Here is a 21,161-nt window from a genome sequence, read left to right as displayed (position 1 = left end):
GCGTAAGCATTAGAAGTCAATGGACAATCCGAACCCGTCTGCAGAATTATAGCGTGCGTTTACGCCCGGCCGAAGACAGAGCTTGCCGCCGACGGGGATCGGGCAGAGCTCACATCCGAAGATGCACGCGTTGAAGCAGCCACCCCAGCAGATCTTGTTCGAGCACTGCTGGTCGCATGCACCGATCCACGCAATGAGCTTGGCCCGCAGCGAGCCTTCGAACGACAGGTAACGGGCGGGGTAGTCGTAGAAGCCCTTCAGCTCACCGTTTATACCCGCCTCGAGACCTGCGATGTTGATGTCGGCGATCTTCAGGTACGCACCGGCTTCCCACCCGGCCGCCACGCGGAAGCCATAGCGTCCGCGACCAAAGCCCATGTCCAGGTTCACAGCGCCGTAGTTGTTATACCAGGCGCGGCCTGAAGCCACGCCGGCAAAGCCACGTTCACCGGTGTCGAAGTTGATGCCCGCATACGTGGCTACATGGATGCCTTTCAGGGCACCGTTGTCGAGGTAATTCCGATCGATAAAGCTGGTATAGTCGCGGTGCTCGGGGTGGGCGTCGACATTCATTCCCCAGCCGGCGGTAATGTTGGCATTGCCGCGTACCAGGCCGCCCAGCATGCTGGCGTGATAGTGTACGCCCATTAGCCAGTACGTGTTGTTCTGCGCTGTGGAGACAACAAACGCGCCGCCGCCGCCCACGGTAAAGAGCTCCGGCAGGAAATCCAGATTCTGCTCAAACGTAAAGCTGAAGTACGACCGTGGAAAGTCGAGAATGCCGTGGGCCGTGGCGATGGTTTGATCGAGCACCGCCAAACCACCGTCGAGCTTAAACACCGGGCCGTTCTCGACTGTAATGGAGAGCGGCTTGATCGCCAGCACAGCGTTCATACCGCCAATACTAACAGCGCCGCCGAGCCGGCCCATCCACTTTTTATCCTGGGTATTGAGCGAGAACTCACCCTCGACCTGAGTAATGGTAACAGCCCCCACCGGGATCATCACACCCGCGCGAAGCAATCCACCTACTTCAATGCCGTTGGGCAATTTGTAGTACTTAAACCCGAGGCCGAGCTCGAGCGGCAGACCGGTGAGCTTAATATTGCCGCTGCCTTCAAAGCCTTTGCGTTCCGGCTGGTCGATAAAACGCGCGCGGGCATTGAGCCGGGCAATACCTACTAAATCAAAGCCCACCCCCAGCTCATCGATTGATACCGATCCGTTGGGACCAAAATGTACACCTCCCACCGAAGCCTGGAAGAACGGAATGGCATGCAGGTTAAAATCACCCATCACGTCAATACCGATACTGCCTTTGGTATTAAAACCGATGCTGCGCACCGAGATGTCCGCCACGCCCAGCAGGGGCACATTGAAGTTCGTCGGCACAACGGCCTGGAAGTTGCCATCGGTTTGGATCTGGAAGAACTCGACGGAAAGCGTCTTGTCGATAAACTTCGGCAGCCGGAACTCGCCCGAGCCACCGATGAAGTGCACGCTGGTGTTGCCGATGCGTCCAAAGGACAACGGCCGGCTCCCGGGCTTCATCTGCACGATGCCGAAGATGTCAAGCCCCGCTGCAGGCAGCGAGAAGTCGCCACCATAGAGCGCCGTTTTGCTGATGGTAAGATTGTTAAACCCGATCTTCGACGGTGTCGATGCCGGCACACGCACGGTAAGATCACCGGTAAGCTTGAGTCCATTTTCATTGATCGACAAAGCTTGTATACCCGCAGCCCATCCGGCGAGGCTGAAGTTGAGACCATCCCCTATATCCGCCGTGACGGTGCGTACCGAGCCATCTGTACCGATCAGGAGCTCCCGGATCTTGAACTTGCTGTTGTTGAGCAACGGCACACCGGATAAACTAAGCTCGCCTTGCAAATGCAAACCGTCGGCTTTTACCTGGCATCCGGGGGTCCCCAACGTGCAGGCAAAGGCATAGAGCTCGACGGACTGGCCACTCGCGAACGAGATGTCCAACGCATCCGGTACGGGCAGTGCATTGCCCGACTGTAAGATTACAGTCGGCGTTGTACCCAAAGTATGTTTAGCGCCCGCTGGCAGCGTGAGCCCCAGGGGGATCGGCATAAACTTACCGTAGTCGATCTCCGGTATACCGACCAGTTGACCTTGTGTAGGTTGACCCGGAACCTGGCGAATCGCCAGGGCGGCCTCGCCATTCTTGATCCGAACGGGGAGATAACCGAAAGCTTTTGCCTCCAGGCTGGTAACCGACAGGTTCACCTGTCCCCCCTGGGGCACGGCGACACCGCCGGCAATAGACATGACAACGTCGTCGAACGGAATGCGCATGCCGGGTTTTACCTGGAACAGCGCGTTGCCCGGCAGGTTGATAAAAGCACCCGACAACGTGCGGGTGTTACCCGTACCTTCGAGTCGTTCGATTTCTACCGGGAAGCCGAGGAGCGTACTGATATCAAACGAGGGCCTGGTTAGCACGAAGTCTACGGTAGCCTGCGTACCGCTGAACGTTTGCTGCTTTTCTGCACCGACATATCCGGTTTTGGTAACCTGTAAAGTATAATCACCCGCCGGAACAACCAGGGTATAGTGGCCATTGGTAGCCGTCGTAGCGTGCAAATAATCGAATCCATCGACGCGCACCGCGGCTTCCCCCACGGGTTGCCCCGCCGCCGTCACGGTACCCCGAATGGTGACGCCGCTTTTTAAGGCGACTTCCAATACCGTCACTTCGGTGTCATGGGGTGTTACTTGTTTCTGCGTCGTAACGAGCGCGCTACCCGCCGGGCCGCTGACCTCGACCACAATGTCACCGCCCGGTACTTCCGAATACCACGTTCCCTGGGCATCGGTTTGTCCGGTCAGGGGTGTGTCGACGATGGTGATGCGCGCACCCAATACCGGTGTCTTGTCAGCATCTTTAACAACCTTTACCCGCAGGCGGCCGATTTTTTTTCGTACAATGATGGTCCCCAGGTCGACAGCATTGGACGGAATCTGCTCGGCGGTAAACAGCGAAGAATATAAGGGAGCGAATGCCAGATCCGCTTGTATCATCGCGTTGGCGGCGTTGACTTTCTTTTTCGACGAGCCCTTTTTCTCTGTCGGGCTGGTCAGCGGGAGGTTGGCCGTGTGTACCGCATACAGTCCGAGCCCCTGGGACGTGAAGGCCGGTGCCTGCGCCGTCACGGGAACCAGCGAAGGTAGCTGTGTTACCACGCGCGGCCATTGACCGACCGATTGAATCACCGCGGAAGCGGACGGTTGACTACTATTTCCAGTGGAGGCCGTTGTTTCCGTTAACTTCACCGGAACACGTTTTGTCTCAAATCCAAGTTTGGTAATGACGAGTGTGTCGGTGCCTTCTGTATTGGTCGTGACAAAGCGCCCCTGCGCATCGCCCTCGAACGGCGAACCGCCGGACGCCCACCGCAGGACCGGTCGCGCGACCGGTTGTTGCTGCTCATCTTTCACCACACCGGCCAGTGTCAATACTTTCATGTCTAACAGGATTTTGCCCATGTCGATTTCCTGTCCTTTCACATTGATGAGTGCGGTGTACTCGTATACGCGCTCCGATCCAGGTATGCGGATCGTGATGCGGGTGGGCGTTTGGCTGATGGGCAGCTCGGTAAACAGGAAATTGCCGGAGGAATCCGTGGTGGTGGACCTGCTTTTGCCAAGCTGTGTGGCCGCTGCTACACTAGTCGCGGTGCTGCCCACATAACTTTGCAATGCTATCGTACTACTCGTGGTGGACGCCGGTGCCAGGAGATTCGCATTGCCAGCCACTTTAATTCCGCTTTCACTCTTTGCACTCACGCTGTTTACAGGCTGGGTCGTTTGGAGGTTTGAAGCGGGTTTTGGCAAGGCGCTCATGACTGTACCCTGGAGTAGGTGATTACCGAGGCTTTCTACTGTATTGCCGGGGTTCTTGCCAAACACCGCGTCGTCGTTAAAGTATACGGTAACAATGGCACCTTTCACATCGACCACGGGCTGCAGACGTTTGGCCACTTGTCCTTTCAGCGTGGGCATGCGTGTATTGGCCGTGAATGTTTTCTCAATCGTGAGAATGGACTCGCGTGCGCTGCCGTCGGCAGTGACTTGTAGTGTGGTGACGAGGGGGTATAGCTTCGAATGCACCACCTTGACTATATAGCGGTCCAGGGGATCGTCGCTATAAAATAATCGGGGGCCGGCGCTGCCTGAGCGAATAGACGCCACCTTTGTACACAGCTGTCCGTTGACGAGGGCGCCATCGCCGCCACCGTTGCCTTCTTTACGGTGGTTAGGCTCCTGCCAATAATACGACGAGGGGCGGTATACTTCCACGACGGCGGCGGACACCGGTTGCCCTTCTTCGTCGACCACATGAGGCTTAAACCGAAATGTGCGCGCGAGGGCCGACAGCGTGCCGAGGTCGAAGTGGCCCACCGAGTCGGGCCGCGGCAACGACAGTACGTTTCGCTGCAGCAGGAAATCGGGGTGGTTGATATATACCTTTATTTTGTCGCCCAGGGCGGGATTGTAAAAGGCAGTATTGATAAACGAGACGTTAAAAACCCCTTCCCCGTCCGTTACGGTCGATGTCAGCAGTGACTCTCCGCCAGAGGGATGGACGGCATAGACTTTGACAGGTACACGTTGGAGCGGGTAGGGGTTATTTCCTATTTCCACCAGATCGGCGACACGATCCACCAGGCTGGCCGCGGCGCTTAAGGGGGTGGATGTAACCGTGTTGACCGTACCGCCGCCATAGATGCCGACGGCGGCCGCCTGCGCGTTGCTGATGGTGCTGCGCGGCGTGGCAACCAGGGGTTGGGTCGGACGGTAGGTTGTATTTTGTTGCGGTGTGTTGGCCGGCGTCGTGGGCGTCACCGGCGCGTTGGTAATAGCCGTCATATGCATAACCTGGTTTAACTGGGTTGTACTGCTTGTGCCGGCGGAAGGGTCGAGCATGGCGTTGATCAACGATGTTTCCACAAAGTGATTGACGACCACGGCGCTTACCAGGGGTGACTGTTTTTCCTCCGTTGCTTTAAAGTACCAGTTGATCTTGCCCTTGATTGTCGTGCGGGGGATCGCCAGGGGAATCGTGGTCGTGGCCCGGACCAGCGTGCTACCGGTGGTATTACGGCGTGCAGGCGTGCCGTATGTAAAGGCGACGACCTCGCTGCGTCCGCCGTTTCGAAATACAACATTTGTAAAGGGATCGATCGCCGTGACCATCAAAGCATAGCGCCTGCCGGGCGTAAGTGGCGGCTCGGCAGGTCCGTAGAGTAATGTCGGCGCACCCGTCACCGTAGTTTCATAATAGGGCTGACGCGACGACCGCATGACGTCGAAGGGATTCCGGTGCATGTCGGGAACTTCGACCAGTCGCACGGTATACTGCGTGGTCGGGGGTGCCCCCGGTGGCAACGACCAGCTAAAGACCATGTTCTGCGGGCTATACGCGCGCAGTGAGTCGTCGGCGAACGGCCGGATAATTACCGGTGGCTCCAGGTTGGAAACCATAAACAAATTGCTGCAACCCAGGGGCTCTTCTTCCGACAGGGGTGTGCGTGTGGTATAGTCGATGGCGTGGGCGCATACCTGGTATATACCTTCGGGCAATCCATTCATGCGGATGGCCGCCTCGCGGGTGATGCCCGCAAAGACCAGGTGGTTGGGGTTGAAGAGCTCGCCGACTTCCTCCGCGGTAACACGCGTCATGCCCATCGGCGCCACTGTAATGGGGCGGGCACTGCGATAGCCGGCCGCTGTGCGCACCGCAATATTATTGTCGCCCGTCACCGAGCCCAATAACTGAATGTCATACGACACACGCGACGCGTTGGTAATGACGATCACCACCTGGTTAGGGTTGCTTTGAAAGTCGTTGATCTTGTTGGGGTACGGTTTGGCTACCTGTACCTGAATACGCAGGGGACTTTGTGCCCGCCCCGGCAGCGTGGCGAACAGGGCGAGAAAGCACGAGAGCATAAGAACAGGGAGCGATTTCATGATCAGAAGTTAAAGTTGTAGCCTATTTCTGCGCGCAGCTCGGTGAACCGCCGTTGGATCTCCGAGACCTGGTCGGGATAATTGCCGAGGAAAACGACCATGGCCTGCACGCTGTGTTTGGGATGGAGAGTATACCGCACTTGCAAGGACTCGTTCAGCATGTAACCCTGCTCGCCGTTGCGGTCACTGAGTATATACCCCGTGGAACCGGTCAGGACGACCTTGCCCGCCGCAAAGGGCTTTGATGCGCCAAGGGTCAGCCCGCTGTTGCGGTCTTGTAGCTGATCGTTGCCCAGGCGGGCATAGTTGGCGGTGAGAAAGAGCGATGCACGCGCGGCCGTGAAGCCCAGCTGATATGTGGCAAAGTAGGTCTGCGTGGTAATGTCGTTACCGGTGCCTTCCAGGGTACGCTGGTCGTTCAGCTCACGAAATGTATTGAGGTTAAACGACAGCAAGACCGAATGGCTATGCAGCGCCGTAAGCTTCATATAACGCGGTGATATCGACAGGTTCTGCGTAGACTGGGCTACTCGCAGGGAGTCGGCGAAACGTACGGTGCCGGCGCGTTGGGTGTTACTGAAATTGGTATACGAGAGGTCGATACCCCACCGTTCGGTCAGGTCGGCCGTAAGGTTCGCCGCGCCGATCACGCGGTGCGACGTTGCCCGTTTTTTGTCCTGTAGGTTGTCCCGCTGAAAGCCCAGGCTACCGACAAACCGGATCCTGCCTTGCCAGAGCGTAAGAGTAGGGTTGACCGTCCAGTTTTCAAGATCGTTGTTGAGAAAGTATGCGCCCATCGAGCGATAGCCCGGGTCGATGCGGCGATATTGAAGTTTAACCCCCATACGCTTGACGCGGTAGGCCAGGCTCGCCTGGAAGGCACTATAGATTTCGGTGCTATAGTTCACATGGACAAAACGCTCAACGAACGAAAGATCGTCCCGCAGCGTACTGTCTTCGATCGCCGGCAGGCGCTGGTCTGCCGTGTAGATGCTGACCGCTCCGTCGCTCTCGAAGATGAGCTTCCCTTGCAGGAAAGTCAGGCGTGTCTGGTAGCCCGTCACCCAGTTTTCGGCGGGCGTGATCTTGAGCGAGTCGAACAGGGCCGTGCGCTCCACCGGGGCGCTGCCGGGTTCATCCTGCGCATGCAACGCGATCAGGTCGAAATAACTGGCATCCGTACCATAGCCGACGCGCGCTGCATAACCGGTGCGTTTGTAAGAAAAGTTTTCGATGTATACTCCTTGCAGCGTATCCAGCACCGTGGCCTTGTTAAAGCGGCCGTACATACCGCTGAACCGCCACTTTCCCGGACGCAAGTCCACACCACCGCCCAGGAAGGTGTGGCCCGCGAGGGTAAACGGCGAGTAGTGCAGGTTGCGATAGCCACCGTGCACCGTAATCCATTTATACTGGGGGCTGAGACCAAATTGGTTGAAGGGTTGCGTAAACGAGCTTTGCTGACGACTAAAGCTGAAGTATACCGGTATCTGTACAGAATATACCGACAGCACCGGCGTGCCGGAAATTAAATAGTTGAAGGGTAAGTAGCGCGCAGGGATGCCGTTAGCATCGTAGAATACAGCGCGGGCCTCGATGTTGCCCTGGATGTCGAACGGCTTGACCTGGTCGAGCTGGGCGAGATCCTGTGTCTGACCTGACTGGGCAGCCATCAGCAGCGCGAAAAGGCAAAGCCATACCCTGTCCGGCCGGTGGCCGGATAATATTGATACAAACAGCATGGGGGAGAGGTTGAGTCTTTTTGAAGAGCGTGTTAATCGCAGGAGAAACCGCCTTCGATATACGCCGTCTTGGTGGCGCTCTTGCGAAGCCCATTCGCATGGTCGATGACGACGTCGCGGATCCATCCCTTTGTGGCATCGCCGGCCGCGATGTTGACAATGGATTGATACGTACCATTCGTGGTCATGTCCATCCCCGGACAAAGCACCGGCGGATCATAATTATAGTAACCGTTACCGGGTCCCCATTCCCACACGAGGTAGCCCATGTTGTGACGGGATGCCTCTTGCAATACAGTCTTATAGTCCACGGCGCCTTCGTCGCCGCAGGCAGCATAGTCGGGCGAGTCGTTGCCCGCCCAGCCACCGAAGGCACAAAGCTCGCCGATGATGAGCGGCACGTTGGCCGCCGCGGCCGCATCCAGCTGGTCCTTAATGAAGGTAGGCTGTACGTTGGACACCGCGAGTTTTGACCAATACGTGTGCACCGAGAACATCAGGTTGTGGTCGGGGTCATGGGCTTGCAGCGTTGCCGCCGCGGGTATCAGCACTTCCAGGTTCTTGCCGCAATCCGGCGCGTCGATAAAGAGCGGTGTGCGGATGCCCGCGTCGCGCAGACGCGTAATCGCTGTTTTATAGGCGGCCACAAACGGCGCGGTGGTCACCGCGTAGTCGCCCGCTTCGTTGGCGATATTGACCAGCAGGGCATGCTCATATTTTTGTACCAGCGTGACCATCTCGGCACGCGTCCAATAATCGACTACGGCGGACAGGCCGCCCAGATTGCACGTAGCGTCGTGCATTTCAACCATCGGGATCATCTTCAACGCCATGCACTTTTGGATCAACGTCTCGAGCTGGGAGATCTGCGCCGCCTGCCCATTGCTATAGGTAGCCTGCCAAACAATGCGGACACAGTTGCTGTTCGACTTAGCAATTTCCGGCAAGTACGTGTCTCCGTTCGGATCCGCTTCATCGAACACGCTCATTTTGTTCACGCCCCGCAAGATCACCGCGTCGCCACAGGGATCTTTCAGTGTCGTACCATCGACATAAAACGTTGCCTTCGGGTCATCGTTGTTGTCACCACCGTTGTCGGTGTCATCATCACTGCCGCAGCCGACGACCGTCAACAAGACGGCCAGGGTGCAAGCATGTCCTAAAAGAGAGAGAATCTTTTTACGAGGGAATTTTTTCATACACAGTTTCAATCTTCGGAATGTTGTTTTGGTAACACAAAACAAAACGTTTGGCAGGCATCAGACAATAACCCCTTTGGGTAGGAAACAGTGTGCGTGTGAGAGCGGGAGTGAAATTTGGCGCTTAAACTTGCGCCAGCTCTGCACTATACGAGTATCTAAGGATTGAACTGTAACCGTGCAGTGCTCAAATAATCCGCTCACGAATAGCCTTTGCCACCGCCTCCGGCCCACACTGCACATGCAGTTTCTGATAGATATTCTTAAGATGTTTCTTCACTGTCTCCGGCGAAATGCTGATCTCCAGCCCGATCATCCGATAGGAAAACCCCCGCGACAGCAATTCCAGCACCTGCTGCTCGCGATCCGTAATATTATACTCTTTTTTCGCCGTAGCCTTTGGCTGACGGAATGCCTGTAACACCCGGTGCGCAATCCCCGGCGACATCGGCGCGCCCCCATCATACACCTCCTTGATCGCCCGGACGAGCTGCGCCGACGAATCTTTCTTCAGCAGGTATCCGTCGGCACCGTTACTAAGACAGGTAAACAGCTTGTCGTCGTCGTCGAAGACGGTGTGCATGATGACGCGAATGTTGACATTGGATTCCTTGACAATGCGCACACCTTCCAAACCACTGCGGCCGGGCATGTCGATATCCATGATCACGACATCGGGCGCATCCGGGCGAATCTCGCTTTCGACCGACCGGCAATCGGGATGAGAGCCCACCAGCACAAACCCTTCGGCATTCGTAATGAGCAGCTCGAGCAGGTCGCGCAGCTTGGCATTGTCTTCGTAAATAGAAACGCGGATCAATTGCATATACCGGTTTAGTCGTGGCGTTCAGGGAAATAGCAGAAGGTTGTCACACCTTTTATAGAACAAAGCAAAAACGTTGGCGCCAGGTTTACAATAACCCCTTTGGGTAGTTCTTCTTCTTTACCCTCGCACTGGTTTAGATCAGCCGATCGGAAACTCCAGCTGTAACGAAGTGCCCTTTCCGCGGGTGGAGAAGATTTGAAGTGTACCTTTTAGACTATTCGCCCGTTGGCGCAGGTTGAGCAAGCCATTCCGGCCGTGCGGAGCACCCGGATCAAAACCCACGCCATCATCGGCAATGGTCAGGCAGAGCTTTCTTCGCTCCACGGCGATGTGCACGGTGGCATGCTGGCATTGCGCGTACTTGATCAGGTTGTTGACCGACTCTTTGAAGATCAGGTAGAAATTGCGCCGCTGCTCCATTGACAGGCGAAGGTGCTCAAAATGCTCCGGCACGGTGATGGTGTAGTGTATTTGCCGCGCCTCGAACAGCTCGGAGGCATAGCGCGTCATACGCGCCACCAGGCTGGACAGCGCGTCGTTGCGGGGACTGATGTTCCAGACGATGTCGTCCAGTGAGCTGCTGATCTGCTGTACTTCTTCCACCATACGGTCGACAAAGGAGGCCGAAGGATGTGTCTCCGGCAGGTCTTTTTTCGCGAGCGCACCCATGATGCTGATACCGCTGAGCGACGAGCCGAGTTCATCGTGCAAGTCGGCCGAGATGCGGTTGCGTACATGCTGCAGGCGGAGCAGCTGGTTGATCCGATACCGGTACAACGCATACAGCAAACCACAGATCGCCAGGAATACCAACGTGCGAAACCAGGCTGTTTCGTAGTAGGCGGGCAGCACTTCGAGCTGAACGATCGCCGCCTCCGTACTCCAATGCCCCAGGGCGTCGCCGGCCTTGAGGTGTAAGGTATAGCGTCCAGGGCTGAGGTTGGTATAGTAGGCCCGGTGCTGCGAACCGCTGTGGTTCCAGTCTTTTTCAAACCCCTCCAGGTAGTACGCGTAAACGTTGTCGTGTTTTTTGCGATAGTTCAGGGCAATGAAATCGATGCTGAAGGCATTGTCTTCGGGCGAGAGCTGAATGACCTTTCGAGGATCGATCGTACGTTCCTGCTCGTGGACCTTGAAACTGCTGATGCCGACGGTGGCTTCCGCCGTTGGGCGGAACAAACGGTCGACGTCGATCACGTTTATGCCATTCTGCTGACCGATATAGAGCTCGTTACCGCGGAGGTTTGTGAATATGCGTCCCAGCGTGTTGTTGTTGATCAATCCATCGTTCAGGGTGAAGCGTTTGAGATTCCCCGACGCCGCGTGATAGCAGTATAAACCTTCATAGTTGCCAGCCCAGATATTGCCAGCATCATCTTCCGCAAGACCCTGGATTTGACGGTCGACAAATCCATCGCGGGTCGTCAGCACCATCATCAGTTCCCCCGCGGGGTTCATACAGGTCAGGCTGCCCCAGCGCGCAGCCCACAGGTTGCCTTGCCGGTCGTGCAACAGGGTGTTGACGGAAAGGTCGTGTATGCGTGTCGCCGTACCCACGGGATCGGCGTGTACAAAGGTCTGGGTCGCCGTGTCGCCATAGTATACACCGCGCATAGTGCCCAACCAGAGGCGGCCGTCGGGGCCAACACGCATGTCGTTGATGAGGTTGTTATTGTGCAGCAACGCACGCTGCCGGGCGGTATCCCAGGGCGTGATCTCCCGAAGCGTACCGTCGTCGACACCGTGCACACCTTCGTCTGAGTTGCCAACCCACAGGCGGTCCCGGGCATCAAATTGCCCATACATAAAAAACGGCACGGAGTAATAACGGTTGGCCTGCTGGCTCAGTGGGGGGGTGACAAATTTTTCGCGGTGCGTATCGTAGACCAGGATGCCCGGCCGTACATAATTCCAGCAATTGGTGCCGATCCAGAGCGTGCCATCTTCCCGGGCGATCATCCAGCGGGTGTCGGCAGACTCATTCGGATAGCGAATCAGGGTGAACTCGTTTCGTCGCCGGTTCCAGCGGACCATGCCCGTGTGTGAAAGCCCCAGGTATACGAGGGTACTGTCTTGCAAATCGGTCACAACCGTGTTCACCATCACGGGAAAAGAGACCAGTCCCGTTGGCAGCAGGAGGGTGCGGATGAGGTTGCTCTCGGGGTTGTATTTGATAATACCTTCTGACGTACATGTCCACACGATGCCGTTTTCAGGGTCGCGGTAGATGAAGTTCACCTCATATACATTGGGTAGCAGATCCGGAAAGAAATAAAATTTCTCTTGCTCGGGACGGAAGACACCCAGTCCCTGGTTATCGCCGACCCACACGATGGGGTGGCCGTTCTCGTCATTGCCGAGGGCGAGGCTATTCACCTGGTTGCTGCGGCGGCCGGTAGCGTATTGATGCCAGGTATGGCGACGGGTGTCGTAGCGTATCAGGCCATAATTGTAGGAGCCGAGCCACACGGTTGCGTCCGCGCCGGCACAGGCGGTGGCGAACAGCATCGGCTCTTCCCCCGGGCCCTGGGTGCAATCGGCACCCAGCACGCATTGCAGTGTATCACGCTCGCGGTCAAAACGGAACAAGCCGTTGTCACGGCCTACCACCCAGAGATTACCATCGGTGTCCTCGGTAAACACCGCCTTCATCCACACATAGGTGGTTTTGCGCAAGGGATAATGAAAGCGTTTACCCGTAGCCAGGTCGATGCGGTTTACCCCATCGCGGTCGCTATACCAACCCTGGCGGTGACGATCGAGAAAAAAGTAACCGGTAGTCTCCAGGTCAGTAGGCTGCGGTGTTTGCGGAAAACACTCCAGTGCCTGTGTATCGTGGCGAATCACGCAAAGGCCATTCCGGTCAGACGACAGCCAAACGTCATTGTTGGCATCGGCGGCAAGCCCGGTCACAAAACTGGTCTCCGGATCGGTAAGGCTTTTGAACGACGCGCCATCATATCGTACCACATGCTGCCGCGTCCCAAACCACATAAACCCCGCCTTATCCCGTACTGCCGACAGCACTGTATTCCCCGGCAATCCGTCCTTCGACGAGATTGTCTCAAACGTAATCGCCGGCAACTGCCCGTACGTCGTAGAGCCCCCCATGCCCGTAAGCACGAAGAACAAACACAGCGAAGCGCATCGGGCGAGGGGGGACCGTAGCATACGTTAAATATACGAATCGCGTCACAAATACGCGTATCGCATTTTACCGCCACTCAAACAAATGTGTTCCCGCCTCAACTGTCACCTCTTTTGTGGCAACCACCTTCTTCCCCCGGTAGACCCGCAACCCCGCCACCACCGGCAGTGTAATCGTCGCCGTGGCATTCGCCGGCACAACAACAGTATAATGCAGTGTCCCCGCTTCACGCCACCAATGCGACCGGATCATGCCCTGCGGCCCTGTATGCGTCACATCTGCCTGCGTAAGCTCTGGCACTGGATGCGGCTGTAACAATACATGCCTGAACCCCGGTTTCGCGGGGTCTGGTTTTATACCGCCCAGCGATTTATACAACCACGCACCAATCTCCCCAAACATGATATGATTGAGCGAAATGTCATTGGCTGCCTGAATATTCCAATTCTCGTACAGCGTAGTGGCACCGTTGACGACCCACCAGCCCCACGAAGGATACGTCCTTTGCGCGGCAACTTTATAGGCAACTTCGGGGTAGCCGTTTTCACTTAAGGCATTCAGAATAGCCTTTTGTCCGAGCAGCCCCACGTCCAGGTGAAAGCCATCCGCCTCGACGCGTTTGGCCAGCTTCGCCGCCACCATAGGCTTTATAGCGTCGGGCACTAAGCCCCAGAAAAGAGGAGCACTCAGCTCGGTTTGCAAGCCACTGCCATAAATACCTGTTTGGCGATTCAGATATTTTGCGTTGAACGCATCGCGGATCTTTCCCGCCAGCGCAGTATACTTTGCATGATCATCCGCGTGCCCGAACAACCGGGCAGCCTTCGCCAGGATCACCGCGTCTGCATAATAATAGCAGGTAGACGTCAGCTCGACCGGAGCCTTCGATTTTACCGGCACCCAGTCGCCGAGTCCCCATGTTGTCAGTCCCGTAGGGCTGATGCTGTCGATGTGATCGACATAGCGCTTGATGTTGGGGTAACAATCGGCCAGCGGCTTGCTGTCGCCGTAGAACAGGTATAAATTCCAGGGAATGATCGCAATCGTACTGGTCCAGTCGGGACCGTTGCCCCATTCATATCCCCAGCCGTCCGTGGGAATGATCGACGGGAGTACCCCGTTAGCCCGTTGCTCGTCGCGGTGATCTGCGAGCCACTTCTCGTATACGGTAAAGCCGTCGAAGCTATACAGGCCCGTTTCGATAGCGATCTGGGCGTCACCTGTCCAGCCGTTCTTTTCCCGTTGCGGGCAGTCCGTGGGATAGCCGAAGAGGTTCGACAGATAAGAGTTGTTGGTAGCTTGCAGCATCGTGTTCACCAGCGGCTCCGAGGTTGTCAGGCTGCCGACGCTGGGTACGTCGCTGTGCATAAAATAACCCACCAGGCTTTTCACGTTCAGCGTCAGCGGTACGGAGCTTGTCACCTCCACATATTGAAAACCTTTGTAGTTGAAGTGGGGCATAAATGTTTCATCCGGTTTGCCGCTCAGAATGACGATGTCCGTCTGAAACGGATCGGAATTATCTTTTGGGCGATAATGCACATCGATGTTGGAAAGATCGACATGCCCGTTGGCATAGAGACGTTCACCGTGCTTGAGCCGCACCACTGTACCCGCCGGCCCCGTTACGGTAAGTTTGCTGACACCGGCAATGTTGCGCCCCAGGTCGAACACATAAGTGGTGTCATTCAGCTTGCGCATATACGCTGCCGCAAGCTCCTCCACGTTCCGGATAGGGTGGAGCACCTGTGCGACAACGTTGTTCGACGGAGCCTTGCGTGCAATCGCGTTGGCCCAGGCCGCATCGTCAAAGCGGACCGTGCTCCAGCCGGGTTGCTCGCGGCGTGCGTCGTAATGCTCGGCTGTATAGATGCTGTTGAAAACGACCGGGCTAAGCGACGTTTTCCAGGTAGTGTCCGAGCTGATGGTGTCCGTCGTACCGTCGGCATAAGTAACGCGCAGGTCGAGACAAAAAGCAGGACGCGCGCGCCAGTGTGCCTTATGAAAATCCCACACGGCAGTCGACTGGTGATTATACCAACCGTTCCCCAGCAGCACGCCGACGGCATTTGCACCGGACTGCAACAGGGCTGTCACATCATGCGTCACATACAGGTTGCGTTTATCGAAGCGTGTATACATTGGGTCGAGCCGGTGATTGCCCACCTTTTGCCCGTTGACGTAGACCTCAAAAAGCCCCGCCGCCGCAACGTATACCCTGGCGGATACAATTTTCTTAGAGGCCTGAAACACCCGCCGGAAATAAGGCGCCGGTTTCAATGCGATGTCGTCGACATCGGTGATCCATGTTCCCTTCCAGTTCTGCTGGCGCATCATCCCCGTCTCAAAGTGCGCGATGCTACCGGTAACAGTACGCTTCTTGCGGTAATCCGCCAGGTCTACACGCCAGTAATACCGGGTAAAGGGTTTCAACGCAGATCCACCGAAGGTCACGAGCGTTTCGTCCGAAGCCGTCCAATCAGAATTCCACACAGTACCCCGCCCACTGGCCACGGCCACCGAGTCCGTGTCGACCAGGATGCGATACGCCGTTTGCCGTGCACCCGGCCGCGCATCCTCCAACCGCCACGAAAACCGCGGCGCCGCTGCATCCAGCCCAATAGGATTTTGAAGATGCTCAGTTTTAAGCGCCGTAGCATAAAAAATCTGCTGAGCCCCGGCAGACGAAAGGCTTGTCAGCAATAACCATACAGCCGCGATGGCGCGACGTGAGAAAACAGCATTTAACATAGTCGGTTGACTTAGGTGAACGGGCGAAAATAGAGATAATTCAGTATTCAGGTGTCGGGTACCTACCTGTAAAACAGCGTGAGTGTGAGAGCGGGAGCGAACATACTCGCGCTGTTTTTCTTCGCTCTCACGCTCACACTCACACTGTTTTGACTACCCACGCTTCTTTTTCGTCAAATGCAGCTTCTCCCGTACCCACTCCTTCACTTTTGAAGGTTTATTCCCATCCGGATCTCCCAGCACATAGCCGACGGGTTTCAACGGTTCCACATGATCACACACAATCTTAATAATCCCAACCATCGGAATAAACAGCACCATTCCCGCCACACCCCAGACAAGACCACCTACCAGAATCGCCAGAATGGACGCAAATGCACTCAGGTTCACCTCACCACCTACCATGTTCGGCTCGATAAAATAGTTATCAATGGTCTGGATCGCTACAATCACGACGACTACCATCAGAGCAGGCTGCACAGAATCTTCCGTTACCAGCGCTATCATAAACGGAAACAGCCCGCCAAGCACCGAGCCTACATATGGTACCACGGTCAGCAACGCTGCGATACCGGCTAACAGTATCGCATTTTTAATACCGACGATCAACAGGCCGATGGAGTAAAGTGTAGCCAGTGTCAGGATGGACATCACGCGCCCCGTAAGATATTTCTGTGCGACGGTTGTAATCTTGTTAACGATCGTCTTTACTTTAGCCGGCTCTTCGTCTTTATATAGCTTCAGGAAAAAGGACTCGTACCGTTCTTTGTTGAACAGAAAAAGAAAGGTGAACACCAGCGTGATCAGCAACCCGGCAATGGTACCGGTAATACCGCCGATAAATGCCCCGGCAAAAGATCCTGCCGACTTGCCCATATTCTTTACCTGCTCCTTCACCACTGTCATTTGCTTTTCCGGCGCGACACCAAAAGTCTCCTCGATAAAGCCCTGCAGGTTTGCCAACAGCTCATTTGCTTTTTTCTCAATTGCCTCCGACTCGCCCACAAACGTCGAGATCTCCGCGGCCACAACACCCAGAACCGCCAGCAGCGACACGAGCAGGATCAGAATGCACACCGCGGTAGAGAGTGGACGCGACAGCCCTTTGGAATCGAGCCAGCGACAGACAGGCGCCATTAACATGGCGAGCAACGCCGCAAACAGTACGGGAACCAGCACTACTTTGCCATAGAACAGTACGATGGTCGTTAAAATAGCGAGCAAAAGGTATTGATTAATGCGGGAAATGATTTCTTTCATACAGGTCGGGTTGTAGAAAGATGGATACAAAAACTGCACCGCAGCCACCTGTAGAGAAACATCGCCAGCGGCATACTTTTTTCCCCACTGGAAAACCATGAAAGAAGCTCCCACACAAACACCACTCTGGTGGAAAAGCGGTGTAATCTACCAACTATACCCCCGTTCCTTTCAAGATGCCAACGGCGACGGCGTTGGCGACCTCCGCGGCATACAACAGCGCCTGGATTATCTGCAATGGCTCGGCGTGAAAGCCGTATGGATTTCGCCGATCTATCCCTCGCCGATGGCAGACTTCGGCTACGACATTTCTGATTACACCGATATCCATCCACTCTTCGGCACCCTGGCAGACTTTGATGCCTTGCTGGCAGACATACACGCGCGCGGCCTGAAGCTCATCCTCGACCTGGTGCCCAACCATACCTCCGATAAACATCCGTGGTTTCTCGAATCACGTTCGTCAAAGGATAATCCAAAACGCAACTGGTATTTGTGGCGCGATGCGAAAGAAGACGGCAGCGTACCGAACAATTGGCTGGCGGCCTTTGGTGGTCCGGCATGGGAGTGGGATGAAGTCACACAGCAATATTATTATCATGCATTTCTGAAGGAGCAGCCGGATTTGAATTGGCGCAATCCCGAGGTGCAGGAGGCAATGCTAAAAGTTATGCAGTTCTGGCTCGACCGCGGTGTGGATGGTTTCCGGGTGGATGTCATGTGGCACATGATCAAAGACGGACAATGGCGAGACAATCCACCCAATCCGGACTACAAGCCTCATATGGGTACCTACGATCAATTGTTGCCGGTGTACTCTACGGATCAACCAGAAGTGCACGACCTCGTGCGGCGCATGCGGGCGCTGTTGGATCGGTATACCGAGCGGGTGATGATCGGCGAGATATACCTGCCGATTCACAAACTGGTGACCTATTATGGCGTAGATAACACCGGTGCGCACCTGCCGTTCAATTTTCAACTGATCACGCTACCCTGGAATGCGGCCACGATAGCGGCCGCGATAAACGAATACGAGGGGGCATTGCCCCTGGAGGGGTGGCCGAACTGGGTGTTGAGCAACCACGACCAACCGCGCATCGCCAGCCGTATCGGCTCCGACCAGGCCCGCGTCGCGGCGATGTTACTGTTGACGCTACGGGGCACGCCAACGTTGTACTATGGCGACGAGATCGGTATGCGCGATGTACCCATACCGTGGAATCAGATCCAGGATCCACAGGGATTAAACATGCCCGACAAAAATCTAAGCCGCGACCCGGCGCGCACACCCATGCAGTGGGACGCGATGGTCCATGCCGGATTCTCCGCGGTGCGCCCCTGGTTACCCCTTGAGCGCCACGCCGGGCAACGCAATGTTGCCCTGCAGCGCAACGACCCAGGGTCGATGCTTTCTTTATATCGCCGGTTATTGCAATTACGCCATGCGGAGCGGGCCTTTACCATAGGAAATTATACCCCTGTGTATGGGGACCATCAGCTGATATCGTATATCCGCGAAGAGATCGGCGGCAAGCGGTTCCTGATCGTGTTAAACCTGACACACCGCACGGCGCTCTTCCGCGCCGGCGAGCGTGGGCTAAAAGGCACCGTGGTCTTATCCACGGTCGTGGGGGCCGACGATCGCGACCTTGAAGCGTTAATGCCGCTGGAAGGTGACGAGGGCATTGTAGTAAAATTAGACTCGTAATGCTGTTATGATGACACCTCTACCGGGCGCGGAGTACGCACAAGGCCGTTGCCGGTTCACTGTTTGGGCACCCGAAAAGAAACGCATGGTGCTGCACCTCGTGGCACCCGGGGAACGGGAAGTGGAAATGGAGCGGGATATAACCGGATACTTTCACATTACGGTACCCGATGTTATGCCCGGCACGCGTTATTTCTTTCGGCCCGATGGCGGGGCGGATGTACCGGACGTTGCGTCGCACCACCAGCCGGACGACGTTCATGGCGCATCGGCGGTAGTGGATCACGATGCGTTTGTGTGGGACGATAAAGACTGGCGCGGGTGGCCCCTGGAAGCATTGGTGTTGTATGAGCTGCACGTCGGTACTTTTACGCCCGAGGGAACATTCGATGCCATCATTCCACGACTTGAGGCGTTGGCTGAAGTGGGGATCAATGCGTTGCAGCTGATGCCCCTGGCACAGTTTCCTGGGGCACGAAACTGGGGATATGACGGTGTATTTCCGTATGCCGTACAACATTCGTATGGAGGGCCCGAAGGATTAAAACGTCTGGTGAATGCTTGTCACCAGCGCGGCATCGCGGTCTTTCTCGATGTAGTATATAATCACGTGGGGCCCGAAGGTAATTACTTCCGTGCGTACGCGCCGTATTTTACCAACGCACACCAGGTGCCCTGGGGGGCCGCAGTCAATTTCGATCAGGCATGGTCCGACGGCGTCCGCGACTTTTTTATCAACAATGCCGCGTATTGGTTCCGGCACTTTCATCTCGACGGCCTGCGGCTTGATGCTATTCATATGGTATTTGATACGAATGCTGATCATCTATGGCAAGCGTTGCACCGTGAGGTGAAGAACCTGTCACAACAGATCGGTAGGCCGTTGCACCTCGTGGCCGAAAGTGACCTGAACAATCCTAAGGTAGTAACGTCACCGGCCGCCGGTGGGTATGGCTTTGACGGCCAGTGGCTAGACGACTTTCACCACGCGCTCTATGCACTATTACACGACGAAGGCAAAATACGCTACGAAGATTATAGCGGTGGCATCGCACCGCTGGCAAAAGCATATGCCGAGGGATTTGTCCTGACGGGCGATTACGTAGCCTTTCGCAAGCGGCGGTATGGTGCGTCGTCTGCGGGTATACCGGGCAATCGTTTTGTCGTGTTTACGATGAACCACGACCAGGTAGGTAATCGCGTGCACGGCGAGCGCCTGAGCGTACTGCTGGACTTTAGCCGCCTGAAGCTCGCGGCGGCGGCCATCCTGCTCGCGCCTTATATCCCGATGTTGTTTATGGGCGAAGAGTATGCCGACGAAACACCGTTCCACTATTTTGTAAGCTTTAGCGACCCCGCACTGATACAGGCCGTCCGACGCGGACGAAAAGAAGAGCTCGGCCGTTTTTTAGCAGGTGGAGAACCCGAAGACCCTGCCGCGGAAGATACCTTCCGCCATTCGGTATTACAGTGGCATCAACGCAACGAAGGCCTACATGCCATCATGCTCGGCTGGCATAAAGCGTTGCTTGCCTTACGGCGTCAGTGCATCACCGCCCGCAGTTTCATACGCGGCAACATGCAAGTAATAACCTTCGGCAAAGCCGGTATCGCCTTATATATAGGGGGAGTGGGGCAGAATATGTCGTGGCTATGCATGCTTAACTTTTCACCCCAGCCGGCCACGATATACATGCCCGGCGAAGGAAGCGCATGGCGAAAGCTCCTGGACTCAAACGACCCGGAGTGGCAGGATGCAGCCGAGGAGAGCGTGCGGGCGCCTGTGGCAGCGTTGTCGACGGAGTCTATTACCGTCGGACCATTGAGCGTAACAGTGTACCGCGGGTATGCCAGCGTGGTGTAGAACTGGTGCCGCTCAGCCGTTTCTATTTCAAAACAGGCGTCAACGCCTGCGATACATTTTTATATTGTCGCTTGCCTTTTTCGGTAAGGTGAGGCAGCAGCAAATCCCAAATCGATATCGTCATTGAAATATGTTGCCCCGGGTGAAAATTCTGCAGCACCGCTTCCTGTGATACCCAAAATGTAATCAACACCCGGATCTTGTGCTGCAGTCGGGTATAATACTCCTTACTCGGCTCTGGCTGCAAATATCCACTTTCGTCAAAGAGATTAAAGAAGTGAGTCATCTGCTCCTTCCGCAAAAGAATAGTCGCATCCAATTTTTCTTTAATCGCCGGATACTTACGCGAGATCTCCAACACGTCCAGGTTAAAAAACAGATACTTCGTCTGAAAGGGCTCCAGCCGGCGCAGGTACGTATCGAATTGTACAAAGGGGTCCTGTGACTGGTCAATTTCGGCAAAGTAAGAAGACACTTCGTCCTTCATACACATATATATGGCCGCAAGCAACGTTTCTTTATTCTGATAATGATATTCGAGGTTGCCGTGACTGATCTTCAATTCCTTGGCGATATCGCGGCTGGTGATGTTCGCAAAACCCTGCTCGTTATAGAGGTCGATCGCTTTGGAGATTATCTTTTCTTTGGTTGTCATAACTGAAT

At 55.7% G+C, this 21,161-nt stretch carries 10 protein-coding genes; 2 read left to right on the top strand and 8 right to left on the bottom strand.

What is annotated here, in order from left to right:
- Positions 1–9 precede the first annotated feature (9 nt).
- The 7 genes from K7P01_RS25710 to K7P01_RS25680 form a co-directional block, all read right to left on the bottom strand.
- Positions 10–5,997 carry a carboxypeptidase-like regulatory domain-containing protein gene (locus tag K7P01_RS25710; protein ID WP_267297465.1) on the bottom strand — a complete coding sequence of 1,996 codons (5,988 nt, stop codon included), beginning with the start codon at positions 5,995–5,997 and terminating at the stop codon, positions 10–12.
- Positions 5,998–5,999: 2 nt separating this feature from the next.
- Positions 6,000–7,739, bottom strand: a complete 1,740-nt coding sequence (locus tag K7P01_RS25705) for a TonB-dependent receptor (protein ID WP_267297464.1) — start codon at positions 7,737–7,739, stop codon at positions 6,000–6,002.
- Between the two features lie 32 nt (positions 7,740–7,771).
- A complete protein-coding gene (locus tag K7P01_RS25700) occupies positions 7,772–8,938 on the bottom strand; it encodes a glycoside hydrolase family 5 protein (RefSeq protein ID WP_267297463.1) in 1,167 nt (388 codons plus the stop codon).
- 187 nt (positions 8,939–9,125) lie between these two features.
- A complete protein-coding gene (locus K7P01_RS25695) occupies positions 9,126–9,764 on the bottom strand; it encodes a response regulator (RefSeq protein ID WP_267297462.1) in 639 nt (212 codons plus the stop codon).
- A 138-nt stretch (positions 9,765–9,902) separates the two neighbouring features.
- A complete protein-coding gene (locus K7P01_RS25690; RefSeq protein WP_267297461.1) occupies positions 9,903–12,935 on the bottom strand; it encodes a sensor histidine kinase in 3,033 nt (1,010 codons plus the stop codon).
- A gap of 43 nt (positions 12,936–12,978) precedes the next feature.
- Positions 12,979–15,663 (bottom strand): alpha-L-rhamnosidase, encoded by a 2,685-nt coding sequence (locus tag K7P01_RS25685; RefSeq protein ID WP_267297460.1) that lies wholly within the window; start codon positions 15,661–15,663, stop codon positions 12,979–12,981.
- A 153-nt stretch (positions 15,664–15,816) separates the two neighbouring features.
- Positions 15,817–16,923 carry an AI-2E family transporter gene (locus K7P01_RS25680; RefSeq protein WP_267297459.1) on the bottom strand — a complete coding sequence of 369 codons (1,107 nt, stop codon included), beginning with the start codon at positions 16,921–16,923 and terminating at the stop codon, positions 15,817–15,819.
- 97 nt (positions 16,924–17,020) lie between these two features.
- Between K7P01_RS25680 and K7P01_RS25675 the strand changes: the two genes are divergently transcribed.
- Positions 17,021–18,634 carry an alpha-amylase family glycosyl hydrolase gene (locus tag K7P01_RS25675; protein ID WP_267297458.1) on the top strand — a complete coding sequence of 538 codons (1,614 nt, stop codon included), beginning with the start codon at positions 17,021–17,023 and terminating at the stop codon, positions 18,632–18,634.
- 7 nt (positions 18,635–18,641) lie between these two features.
- Positions 18,642–20,498 (top strand): malto-oligosyltrehalose trehalohydrolase, encoded by a 1,857-nt coding sequence (gene treZ / locus K7P01_RS25670; protein WP_267297457.1) that lies wholly within the window; start codon positions 18,642–18,644, stop codon positions 20,496–20,498.
- Positions 20,499–20,520: 22 nt separating this feature from the next.
- Here treZ and K7P01_RS25665 read toward each other — a convergent pair whose 3' ends face one another.
- Positions 20,521–21,153 carry a TetR/AcrR family transcriptional regulator gene (locus K7P01_RS25665; protein ID WP_267297456.1) on the bottom strand — a complete coding sequence of 211 codons (633 nt, stop codon included), beginning with the start codon at positions 21,151–21,153 and terminating at the stop codon, positions 20,521–20,523.
- Positions 21,154–21,161: the final 8 nt, after the last annotated feature.

Source organism: Parachryseolinea silvisoli (assembly GCF_021190955.1).
Taxonomy (GTDB): Bacteria; Bacteroidota; Bacteroidia; order Cytophagales; family Cyclobacteriaceae; genus Ohtaekwangia; species Ohtaekwangia silvisoli.
The sequence above is the reverse complement of the archived record's forward strand: the minus strand, read 5'-3'. Positions and strand labels throughout refer to the sequence as shown.

What these genes read in the sequence shown, in the direction of transcription:
- K7P01_RS25710 (WP_267297465.1), bottom strand. Translation starts at nt 5,997, where the DNA reads ATGAAATCGCTCCCTGTTCTTATGCTCTCGTGCTTTCTCGCCCTGTTC.
- K7P01_RS25705 (WP_267297464.1), bottom strand. Translation starts at nt 7,739, where the DNA reads ATGCTGTTTGTATCAATATTATCCGGCCACCGGCCGGACAGGGTATGG.
- K7P01_RS25700 (WP_267297463.1), bottom strand. Translation starts at nt 8,938, where the DNA reads ATGAAAAAATTCCCTCGTAAAAAGATTCTCTCTCTTTTAGGACATGCT.
- K7P01_RS25695 (WP_267297462.1), bottom strand. Translation starts at nt 9,764, where the DNA reads ATGCAATTGATCCGCGTTTCTATTTACGAAGACAATGCCAAGCTGCGC.
- K7P01_RS25690 (WP_267297461.1), bottom strand. Translation starts at nt 12,935, where the DNA reads ATGCTACGGTCCCCCCTCGCCCGATGCGCTTCGCTGTGTTTGTTCTTC.
- K7P01_RS25685 (WP_267297460.1), bottom strand. Translation starts at nt 15,663, where the DNA reads ATGTTAAATGCTGTTTTCTCACGTCGCGCCATCGCGGCTGTATGGTTA.
- K7P01_RS25680 (WP_267297459.1), bottom strand. Translation starts at nt 16,923, where the DNA reads ATGAAAGAAATCATTTCCCGCATTAATCAATACCTTTTGCTCGCTATT.
- K7P01_RS25675 (WP_267297458.1), top strand. Translation starts at nt 17,021, where the DNA reads ATGAAAGAAGCTCCCACACAAACACCACTCTGGTGGAAAAGCGGTGTA.
- treZ (WP_267297457.1), top strand. Translation starts at nt 18,642, where the DNA reads ATGATGACACCTCTACCGGGCGCGGAGTACGCACAAGGCCGTTGCCGG.
- K7P01_RS25665 (WP_267297456.1), bottom strand. Translation starts at nt 21,153, where the DNA reads ATGACAACCAAAGAAAAGATAATCTCCAAAGCGATCGACCTCTATAAC.